The sequence below is a fragment of the Candidatus Methylomirabilota bacterium genome (assembly GCA_036005065.1).
Taxonomy (GTDB): domain Bacteria; phylum Methylomirabilota; class Methylomirabilia; order Rokubacteriales; family DASRDR01; genus DASYQW01.
In genome coordinates, this window is the sequence record DASYQW010000045.1 from 1 (window position 1) to 9,831 (window position 9,831).

The window sequence follows — 9,831 nt, forward strand, 5'->3', positions numbered from 1 at the left end:
GGAGTCGGGCAGGGCCGCGATCCGGCGGTCCACCATCTCCGCGGCCCGGACCACCAGCTGGGCCGCCGCCCGCGGGGGAATCGACTGCGCCAGCGCGTGGACCGTGTCGTTCACCACGTCCACGTCGACGGGCGACGGGCGGACACCCTCCTGCTCGAACCGGTCGATCAGCGTGATGGCCCGCAGGTCCCAGAACGCCAGGTGCACCAGCGTCGCTGCCACCGTCCAGCCGTGGCCGACCGGGCGCTCGAGGTCCGCGTCGGCGAGCCGCGCGACCAGCGCCTTCAGCCGCTGACTCTCCTGGGCGTTCCGGGCTTCAAACGTGCGGTCGGTGGCCACTCGGTCGCTCCTTTCGGTGAGTGTTTCCGATTCGGTCAGCGGCCGGCGCCGTCGGGCATGGCGGCCACGACCCGGATCTCCACCTTCAGCCCTTCGCGCGGCAGGATGGCCTGGACGGTGGTGCGGGCCGGCGGGTCCGTCGGGAAGTAGCCCCGGTAGGCCTCGTTGAAGGCGGGGAAGTCCGCGATGTCGCGCAGGAAGCAGACCGTCTCCACCGCGTGCTCGAGCGAGGTGCCGGCCGCCCGCAGGATCGCCTGGACGTTGTCGAGGACCCGCCGCGTCTGAACCCGGACGTCGCCCTCGACGACCTGGCCGGTCGCCGGGTCGATCGCGACCTGGCCGGCCACGAAGACGAGGTCGCCGTGGCGCACGGCCTGGGAGTAGGGCAGCCCGGTCCGCGGCCCCGCGTCGGTGGAGATGATCTCGCGCTTCGGCATGCTGTCTCCTCCTCGTGTGTGCGTGCTAGAGTGCGCGTCGTGGCCCGAGCGCGGCGGCACCCAGCCCACCATCGAGACGCGCACGGCAATCCCGAGGACCTGGAGGCCTGCCTCGGTCGCCTCCTCGATCCCGGGCGCGCGCGCTGGCAGAAGCCGGGGGCGGTCGTCCGGGCGCTCCGGCTCCGGCCGGGGCAGACCGTGGGCGAGATCGGCGCCGGTCCCGGCTTCTTCACGTTCCGCCTGGCCCGCGCGGTGGGACCCCGCGGCCGCGTCTACGCCGTCGATGCCGAGCCTCGAATGCTCGAGCGTCTCGTCGCGCGGCTCCCCCGGTCGCGCGTCCGGAACGTCACGCCCGTCCTCGGCCGCGACGACGATCCACTCTTGCCCGCGCGCTGCTGCGACCTGATCCTGGTGGTCAACACCTACCACCACTTCCCCGATGGCCGCGCCTTCCTGCGGCGGCTCGTCCGCTCGCTCCGACCCGGCGGCCGGCTCGCCAACGTCGATTTCCACGATCGGGAGACGCCGGTCGGGCCGCCGCTCGAGCACCGCGTCCCCCGCGAGGCGTTCCTGCGAGATGCCGGGCGCGCCGGCCTGCGGCTCGCCGGCGAGGCCGACTTCCTGCCCTACCAGTATTTCCTGATCCTCGAGCTCCGGAGGACCGATGGCCGAGACGCGCAGTGACGGCGTGAGGATCGCCTATGACGACCAGGGCCGGGGCGAGCCGGCCCTGATCTTCCTGCCCGGCTGGTGCTCGAGCCGCGCCGGCTTCGCCGGGCTCCCGAGCCGCTGCAGCGCCTCCCGGCGCACGCTGGTGCTCGACTGGCGCGGTCACGGAGACTCGGGGTCGCCCGCCGCCGATTTCGGCCAGGACGGCCTGGTTACCGACGTCCTGGCGGTCGTCGAGGCGAGCGGCGTCGGGCAGATCATTCCCGTCGCGCTCGCCCACGCCGGCTGGGTGGCGATCGAGCTGCGCCGCCGCCTCGGCGTCCGGGTGCCGGGCCTCGTCCTCGTCGACTGGCTCGTCCTCGACGCGCCGCCGCCCTTCCTCGCCGCCCTGAAGGCGCTCCAGGACCCGGACCGCTGGCGGGAGACCCGCGATCGTCTCTTCGCAACGTGGCTCCACGGGCTGGATCACCCGGCGGTGGCGCGCTTCGTCACCGAGGACATGGGCGCCCACGACTTCGCGATGTGGGCCCGGGCCGGCCGCGAGATCGCGCGCGCCTACGCCACGCACCGAAGCCCGCTCCAGGCCCTGGCCCGGCTGGCGCCGCCGCCGGTTCTCCACCTCTACGCTCAGCCCGAGGACCCCGGGTACCTGGCGGCGCAGCGGACGTTCGCCGACAGCCACCCGTGGTTCCACGTGCAGAAGCTCGCCGCGCGGAGCCACTTCCCGATGTTCGAGGTGCCCGACCAGATGGCCGCGGCGATCGAGAGCTTCGTCGGTCCCTAGGAGTGTGTGGGAGTAACCCGGCAGCTCGCCCCGCGCGGGCGATGCGTCGAGCAGCGCTCCGAGCGGCGGCTGTGCCGCCGCAACCGAGGGGGGCATCGGGGGGGTCTTCCGAGACCCCCCCGAAGAACCTAGTCGAGCGGGGGGCGGTGGGACGCCCATGGCTGGAGCGCCTCGAAGCAGGCCGCGGCGCGGAAGACGTCGGTCTCCCGGTGCCAGCGCCCCACGATCTGGAGCCCCACCGGCAGCCGCTCGCGGGTGAACCCGCACGGCGCGTTGGCGGCCGGCTGGCCGGTCAGGTTGAACGGGTACATGAATGGCACGCGGTCGAAGATCGAGTGGGCGGGCTTCCCGCCGAGGTCGGGCAGGCCCTCGAAGGGCCCGGGGTCGGCCGGCCAGGCCGCGACCGGCATCTGGGGCGTGAGGAGGAGGTCGTAGCGCTCGAAGGTGGCGCGGACGCGCTCGGCAAAGACGGTGCGGGCGAGCCAGGCCTGCACGAAGTCGATGGCGCTGAGCTTGGCGGCGTCCAGGATCATCCGCATGAGCGTGGGCTCGATCCAGTCGGGCCGGGCGCGCGCGCGCTCGTGGTTCCGGGCCGCCACGTGCACCGAGTAGATCACCTTGTGGAACTCGTAGGGATTGCCCCAGTCGATCTTCGCCTCCTCCACCTCGCAGCCGAGATCGGCGAAGCGCCGGGCCGCGCTCGCCGCGATCTCCCCCACCTCGGGGTCGACCGCCGCGAAGCCGAGGTCGCGGCTCCAGCCGACCCGCATCCCCTTGAGGTCCCCTTCGCAGGCCGCCAGGTAGTCGGCCGGCGGCGCGTCGATCGACATCGGATCGCGCGGGTCGGGGCCGGCCATGGCCTGGAGGAGGAGCGCGGCGTCGCGCACCGTGCGGGTCATCGGGCCGTTGTGGGAGCGGGTGTTCCAGAGGTCGGCGCTCGGCCAGTAGGGGACCCGGCCGAGCGACGGTTTCATCCCGAAGATCCCGCAGAGGGCCGAGGGGATGCGGATCGAGCCGGAGCCGTCCGAGCCGTGGGCGATCGGCCCGAGGCCGGCCGCCACCGCCGCGCCGGCGCCGCCGGACGAGGCGCCGGAGGTGCGCCCGAGGTTCCAGGGATTCCGGCAGGGCGGGCCGATCAGGTTGTCGCACATGTCCTTGTAGCCGAAGTGCGGCGTGTTGGTCTTGCCGAGAAGCACGCCGCCGGTGGCGCGAAGACGCGCGGCCACGATGCCGTCCTCGCTCGGCACGTTCTCCTCGAAAAACTTCGAGCCATAGGTCGTGCGGATCCCCGCGGTCGGCTCGAGGTCCTTGATGGAGTACGGGATGCCGTCCAGGGGGCCGATCAGCGTGCCGCGCTGGACCCGGGCCTCGGCCGCCCGCGCCAGCTCGCGCGCGTGGTCCGCCGTGACGGTGAGGAAGGCGTTGAGCTTCGGGTTGAGCCGCTCGATGCGGGCGAGCACGCCATCCGTCAGCTCGACGGGGGAGAGCTTCCGGGATCGGATCAGCCGGCCGAGCTCGGTGGCGGGTGTATAGCAGAGGTCGGTCGCGTTCATCGGCTCCTCCCGCGTGGGCTCGTGGTGGTTCGGCGCTTCCTGCGGGGACCAGGGTAGGACCGGATACGCCCGTTGTCCAGCGGGGCCCGCGCAGTGCTATCCTCAGGGCGCCGGCTCCGGGCTTGCTCGGGAGAACCGCTGTCGGAGCGGGCCACCCGCCGAAAGGGAGACTGACCATGGCCACCGATGAGATCCGCGCGAGCGCGGACGAGCTCCGGGAGTTCACCAAGCAGGTCTTCATCCACGCCGGGGTGCCGTCCGAGGACGCGGCCCTCGAGGCCGAGGTGCTGGTCTGGGCGAACCTCCGGGGCGTCGACTCCCACGGCGTCCTGCGGATCCCCTCGTATCTCGAGATGATCGACAAGGGCATCATGAACCCGCGGCCGAAGATCCAGGTCCTCCGGGAGACGCCGGCCACGGTGCTGATCGACGGGGATCACGCGCTCGGCCCGGTGGTCACGGTGCAGGCGATGCGCCACGTGATCGGCAAGGCGCGAGCGGTGGGGGTCGGCTGGGGCGTCATTCGCAACACCACGCACCAGGGGGCCATGGCCTACTACGCGCTGCTGGCGGTGAAGGAGGGGCTGGCGGGGATCGCCATCGTCTGTAGCCCGCCGAACATGGCCCCGCACGGCGCCCGGGCGGCCGGGGTTCACAACAGCCCCATCGCCATCGCCGTCCCGGCCCGGCGGCACCGGCCGCTCGTCCTGGACATGGCCACCAGCGTCGCGGCCGGCGGGAAGCTCCGGCTGGCCATCGACAAGGGGATCCCCATTCCGGAAGGCTGGGCGCTCGACAAGGACGGCCGTCCCACCACCGACCCGAAGCAGGCGGTGATCCTCCTGCCGTTCGGCGGCCCCAAGGGGTCCGGACTGGCCATGATGTTCGAGTGCCTGACCAGCCTGATGGTCGACAACCCGCTCCTCGAGCCGGCGCACCACGGCCGGGAGGGTTCCGGCCGCCACCGGCAGAACAGCGTCGTGGCGGCCATCGACATCGGCGCCTTCACCGACCTGGAGCGCTACCGGGACCACGTCGACGGCCTCATCGACGGCCTCAAGCGTCTCCCCCCCGCGACCGGGGTCGGCGAGATCCTGGCGCCCGGCGAGCCGGAGGATCGGTGCGCGGAGGAGCGGCTCCGGCGCGGCATCCCGCTGCCGCCGGGGACCGTCCGCAACCTCCGCAGCGTCGCCGAGCGCTTCAAGATCGCCGTGCCCCCGGGACTCTGAGCGGAAGTACACTACGCGCGCATGGAGGCCTACGCCGAGATCACGCCGGAGGAGCTGAAGACGCGGGTCGAGGCCGGGGATGCCCCCGCGCTCCTCGACGTCCGCGAGCCCTGGGAGTACGAGATCTGCGCGCTCTCGGGGGCCCGCCTCATCCCGATGGACGAGCTGGCGTTTCGCCTGAACGAGCTGGACCCGGAGCGCGAGGTCGTCGTCTACTGCCACCACGGGATCCGTTCGGCGGAAGTGGTGGCGTGGCTTCGCGCCCAGGAGATCCCTGCCGTGAACCTCCGGGGTGGCATCGACGCCTGGACCCTCCGCGTCGATCCCGCCCTCCGGCGCTACTGAGGCGCCGGAGCCCGGGCCGATGGCCGAGCTGACCGTCGCGCGGGAGGGCGGCGTGGCCCGCGTCACGCTGGCCCGCCCGCCGCTGAACATCCTGACCCCCGCGCTCATCGCCGAGCTGGGCGCAGCCTTCCGCGCCCTCGGTGGCGCCGCCGACGTCCGGGTGATCGTCCTCGGCGCCACCGGCCGCGCCTTCTCGGCCGGCGTCGAGGTCCAGGCGATGCGCGACCTCGGCGCCCCGGCCGCGCGCGCCTTCATCGGCGCGTTCCATGACACGATCCGCGCCGTGCGGGAGCTGCCGGCGCCCGTCCTGGCCCGCCTCCACGGCCATGTCCTCGGCGGCGCCCTGGAGCTCGTCCTGGGCTGCGATCTCCGGCTCGCCGCGGCGTCCTGTCGGCTCGGGATGCCGGAGATCCGGGTCGGGATCCCCTCGGTGATCGAGGCGGCGCTCTTGCCGGGCCTCGTCGGCTGGGGCCGGGCGGCTGAGCTCCTCCTGCTGGGCGAGAGCATCGACGCCGTCGAGGCGGAGCGCTGGGGCCTCGTCAACCGGGCCGTGCCCGACGACGCGCTCGACCGGGAGGTGGAGGCCTGGATCGCGCGACTGCTGGCGCTCCCCCCGCAGGCCCTCCGCCGCCAGAAGGCCCTCCTGGCCGCGTGGCGCCGCGTCGACCTCGAATCGGCCATCGCGCTGTCGATGGACGCCTTCGCGGCGACCTATACCACGGACGAGCCGCGGGCGGCCATGCAGCGGTTTCTCGATCGCGGGAGATCCGAGGCGCGGTGAGCGGGAGTCCCCCCCTTGACACCCGAGCGCCTCACGGCGGAACGTGGGAAGGCCCCATGGACTTCGACCTGACGGACGCCCAGCGACTCACCCGGGACCTGGTCCGCGAATTCGCGGAGCGGGAGGTCAAGCCTCGCGCCGCCGAGATCGACCGCGCCGACGAGTTTCCGGGAGACCTCTACAAGCGGATGGCGGAGCTGGACATCCTCGGCATGACGGTGCCGTCCGAGTACGGGGGCTCGGGCGCCGACACCCTGAGCTGGTGCATCGCCCAGGAGGAGCTGGCCCGCGCCTCGGCCGCCGTCGCCGACGCCCAGCTCCTCTCGAAGCTGATGAGCGACATGATTCTCGCCAACGGGACCGAGGCGCAGCGCCGGCGGTACCTGCCGGCCATGGTCCGCGGCGAGAAGATCTGCGCCATCGCCCAGACCGAGCCGGGCGCCGGCTCCGACGTGGCCGGGATCCAGACGACCGCCACCCCGACCGCCGACGGCTACATCCTGAACGGGACGAAGCGCTTCATCACGGCGGCCCTGGTCTGCGAGCTGGCCGTCGTGGTGGCGACGACGGACCGGCGGAAGGGGCGCGCCGGGATCACGCTCCTTCTCGTGGAAATGGGGACGCCGGGGTTCGCGCGCGGCTCGAAGGAGTCGCTCCTCGGCGTGCGCGGGCTCGCCACCGGGGAGCTCGTCTTCGAGGACTGCCGCGTGCCCCGCTCGGCCCTCCTCGGCGGCGAAGGCGAGGGGTTCAAGCGGGCCATGATCTCGCTCGACACCGGACGGATCGGGATCGGCGCCCAGGCCCTGGGGATCGCCCAGGCCGCCATGGAGGCGGCGGTCGCCTACGCCAGGCAGCGCCCCGCCTTCGGCCAGCCGATCGCGGGCTTCCAGGCGGTCCAGTTCATGCTCGCCGACATGTCGGCCCAGATCGAGGCGAGCCGCCTCCTCCTCCGCAAGGCGGCCTGTCTCAAGGACCGGGGCCGGCCGCTCATCCGGGAGGCGGCCGAGGCGAAGCTCGTCGCCTCCGAGACCGCGGCGCGGGTGACGACCGACGCCCTCCAGATCCACGGGGCCTACGGCTACTCGACCGAGTTCCCCATCGAGCGCTTGTACCGCGACGCGCGGGTCTACCAGATCTGGGAGGGGACGAGCCAGATCCAGCGTCTCGTGATCGCCCGCCAGCTCCTCAAGTGATTTCCCCGTCGATCCTGGTGCGGGCCGACGGCGTCATCCAGTGACCACCGGTCACGGCCCGCTCCGGGTCCTCGAAGGCGTCCGGGTCCTCAGCTTCACCCAGTTCCTGCTGGGACCTTCCGGCGTCCAGTTCCTCGCCGACCTCGGGGCGGACGTCATCAAGATCGAGCCGCCCGGCGGCAAGCTGTGGGAGCGGAACTGGTCGGGGTGCGACCTCTACAAGAACGGGGTGAGCGTCTTCTTCATGTCGACGCACCGGAACCAGCGGAGCCTGACGCTCGACCTCAAGCGGCCAGACGGCCAGGCCATCGCCCGGCGCCTCATCGAGCGCGCCGACGTCCTCGTCCAGAACTTCCGTCCGGGCGTCATGACGCGCCTGGGCCTCGGCTACGAGGCGGCGGCGGCGCTGAACCCCCGTCTGGTCTACGTCTCCGCCTCCGGCTACGGCGAGGCGAGCCCCTATCGCGACCGCCCCGGCCAGGACCTTCTCCTCCAGGCCGTCTCGGGGCTCGCCCATATCTCCGGCCGCGCGGGCCAGCCGCCGACGCCGGTCGGCACCGCCGTGGTCGACCAGCACGGGGCGACGCTCCTGGCCCTCGGCGTGCTGGCGGCGCTCCTCGAGCGCGGCCGGACCGGCCGGGGCCTCCACGTCGAGGTGAGCATGCTGCGGGCGGCTCTCGACCTCCAGCTCGAGGTGGTGACCTACTTTTTGAATGGCGCCCGGATGGAAAAGAGCCCCAGTAGCCTGGCCAGCATGTTTCATCCGGGCCCCTACGGCGTCTACGAGACGAAGGACGGCCACCTCGTGCTCTCGATGTCGCCGCTCTCGGCGCTGCAGCAGGCCCTCGACCTGGCCGAGCTCGCCCCGCACGCGGCGGTGCCGTACAATTTCCCGGCCCGGGAAGCGATCGCGCGGATCCTCGAGCCCGTCATGCGGACGCGGACGACCGCGGAGTGGGTCGAGCTCCTGGTGCCTCGGGGCGTGTGGGCGGCGCCGGTCCTCACCCACGCCGAGACTTTCGCCGACCCGGCGGTGCAGGCGGCCGACGCCGTCGAGGACATCGAGCACCCGGTCGCCGGGCGCGTCCGGCTCCTGCGGTTCCCGCTCGAGCTGTCGACGGGCCGGGCCACCGTGCGCCGGCCACCGCCGATGCCGGGGGAGCAGGCGGAGGAGATCTTGCGGGAGGTCGGCTACGCCGAGGCGGACGTCCGCCGGCTCCGCGCCGAGGGCATCGTGTGAGGGGAAGGGGTGACGTCTGCCGCTGGCATCCCCGCATGATGAAGGTGACACCACGCTGACCGGAGGATGAAGATGCCGAGCGACGGGCTGGACCTCACGGGCCGGGTCGCCATCGTGACCGGTGGGACCCGAGGGATCGGCGAGGCGATCGTCCAGCGGCTCGCGAAGGCGGGCGCGCGGGTCGTGGCGGTGAGTCGAACGGCGACCGAGGGGACGGGGGAAGCCGGGGGAGCGGTCCTGGCCGGAGACGTGGCGGTCGAGGCCGACGTGGCTCGGGCCGTCGAGACCGTCCTCGGGCGCTACGGGGCCATCGACATCCTGGTGAACTGCGCGGGCGTGGTCCGCCGGAAGCCCGCGCTCGAGACGACCGAGGCGGACTGGAGCTTCCTGCTCGACGTCAACCTCAGGGGAGTGCATCTCGCCTCCCGGGCGGTGGTCCCGGCCATGCGCCGGGCCGGCCGCGGGCGGATCGTCAACATCACCTCCATCGGCGCCGACCTGGCCCTCCTGAACCGGTCGGCCTACTGCGCCAGCAAGGCGGGCGTCCTCCAGCTCACCCGCTGCCTGGCGCTCGAGTGGGGGCCGTGGGGGATCACGGTGAACGCGGTCGGACCCGGCATCACCGAGACGCCGATGACCCGCGGCTACCTCGAAGCCGACCCGGTCCGGCGGGCGACCATGATCCGGAAGATCCCGCTCGGGCGGCTGGGGAGTCCCGACGACATGGCCGGCGCCGTGCTCTTCCTGGCGTCGGACCTCGCGAGCTACATCACGGGTCAGACGGTCTACGTCGACGGCGGCTGGGGAATCGGAGACCTGGACTGGTAGGGAGCCACGCGAAGGAGACGGTCCATGGAGACACCAGGCGGAGCGGGGACGGCGATGGCCGCGCTTCCGATCGGCAAGTCGGTGACCGTCCGGAAGACAGTGGGCGAGACCGACGTGTATCTCTTCGCCGGCATCTCGGGAGACTTCGCGCCGATCCACGTGGACGAGGAGTTCATGAAGGGGACGCGCTACGGCCACCGGATCGCCCACGGCGCCCTCATGATCGCCTACATGTCCCAGGCGTCGACCAGGATCTGCGAGGGGGTGTCGGGGACCGTCGTCTCCTATGGCTACGACCGCATCCGCTTCCCGAAGCCCGTCTTCATCGGCGACACGATCACGGTGACCTACGAGGTCGCCGAGCGCGACGTGGCGGCCGGGAAGACGTTCAGCAAGGTGACCTGCACCAACCAGCGCGGCGAGGTGGTGGCCG

12 protein-coding genes are annotated in these 9,831 nt (G+C 72.6%); 9 read left to right on the forward strand and 3 right to left on the reverse strand.

The annotated features are described in order from the left end of the window. Together VGW35_03045 and VGW35_03050 are read right to left on the reverse strand one after the other, a co-directional pair. Positions 1-339 (reverse strand): maleylpyruvate isomerase N-terminal domain-containing protein (locus tag VGW35_03045; GenBank protein HEV8306620.1); only part of this gene is annotated, 339 nt, incomplete at its 3' end. Between the two features lie 35 nt (positions 340-374). Further along, positions 375-776 carry a Rid family detoxifying hydrolase gene (locus tag VGW35_03050; protein HEV8306621.1) on the reverse strand — a complete coding sequence of 134 codons (402 nt, stop codon included), beginning with the start codon at positions 774-776 and terminating at the stop codon, positions 375-377. A gap of 39 nt (positions 777-815) precedes the next feature. Between VGW35_03050 and VGW35_03055 the strand changes: the two genes are divergently transcribed. Continuing rightward, complete coding sequence (locus tag VGW35_03055; protein HEV8306622.1) at positions 816-1,460, forward strand: methyltransferase domain-containing protein; 645 nt, start codon at positions 816-818, stop codon at positions 1,458-1,460. Next, a complete protein-coding gene (locus VGW35_03060; GenBank protein HEV8306623.1) occupies positions 1,441-2,229 on the forward strand; it encodes an alpha/beta hydrolase in 789 nt (262 codons plus the stop codon). Before VGW35_03055 ends, VGW35_03060 begins: the two co-directional genes overlap by 20 nt. A 128-nt stretch (positions 2,230-2,357) precedes the next feature. Here the strand turns inward: VGW35_03060 and VGW35_03065 are convergent, their stop codons facing one another. Continuing rightward, the gene (locus VGW35_03065; GenBank protein HEV8306624.1) at positions 2,358-3,782 is read right to left on the reverse strand and encodes an amidase family protein; all 1,425 of its coding nucleotides are present in this window, start codon (positions 3,780-3,782) and stop codon (positions 2,358-2,360) included. 176 nt (positions 3,783-3,958) lie between these two features. On the opposite strand from VGW35_03065, the gene VGW35_03070 reads away from it, so the two are divergent. The 7 genes from VGW35_03070 to VGW35_03100 all read left to right on the forward strand — a co-directional run. Further along, positions 3,959-5,011 (forward strand): Ldh family oxidoreductase, encoded by a 1,053-nt coding sequence (locus VGW35_03070; protein ID HEV8306625.1) that lies wholly within the window; start codon positions 3,959-3,961, stop codon positions 5,009-5,011. A 21-nt stretch (positions 5,012-5,032) separates the two neighbouring features. After that, complete coding sequence (locus tag VGW35_03075) at positions 5,033-5,356, forward strand: rhodanese-like domain-containing protein (GenBank protein HEV8306626.1); 324 nt, start codon at positions 5,033-5,035, stop codon at positions 5,354-5,356. A gap of 19 nt (positions 5,357-5,375) precedes the next feature. After that, entirely contained in the window at positions 5,376-6,137 is a 762-nt protein-coding gene (locus tag VGW35_03080; GenBank protein ID HEV8306627.1) for an enoyl-CoA hydratase-related protein, read from the forward strand. A 56-nt stretch (positions 6,138-6,193) separates the two neighbouring features. Beyond that, positions 6,194-7,330 carry an acyl-CoA dehydrogenase family protein gene (locus VGW35_03085; protein ID HEV8306628.1) on the forward strand — a complete coding sequence of 379 codons (1,137 nt, stop codon included), beginning with the start codon at positions 6,194-6,196 and terminating at the stop codon, positions 7,328-7,330. Between the two features lie 40 nt (positions 7,331-7,370). Next, a complete protein-coding gene (locus VGW35_03090) occupies positions 7,371-8,570 on the forward strand; it encodes a CaiB/BaiF CoA-transferase family protein (protein HEV8306629.1) in 1,200 nt (399 codons plus the stop codon). A 72-nt stretch (positions 8,571-8,642) separates the two neighbouring features. After that, on the forward strand, positions 8,643-9,398 hold the full coding sequence (locus tag VGW35_03095; GenBank protein HEV8306630.1) for an SDR family NAD(P)-dependent oxidoreductase: 756 nt from the start codon (positions 8,643-8,645) through the stop codon (positions 9,396-9,398). A 24-nt stretch (positions 9,399-9,422) separates the two neighbouring features. Beyond that, on the forward strand, positions 9,423-9,831 hold a 409-nt coding region (locus VGW35_03100; GenBank protein HEV8306631.1), incomplete at its 3' end, for a MaoC family dehydratase.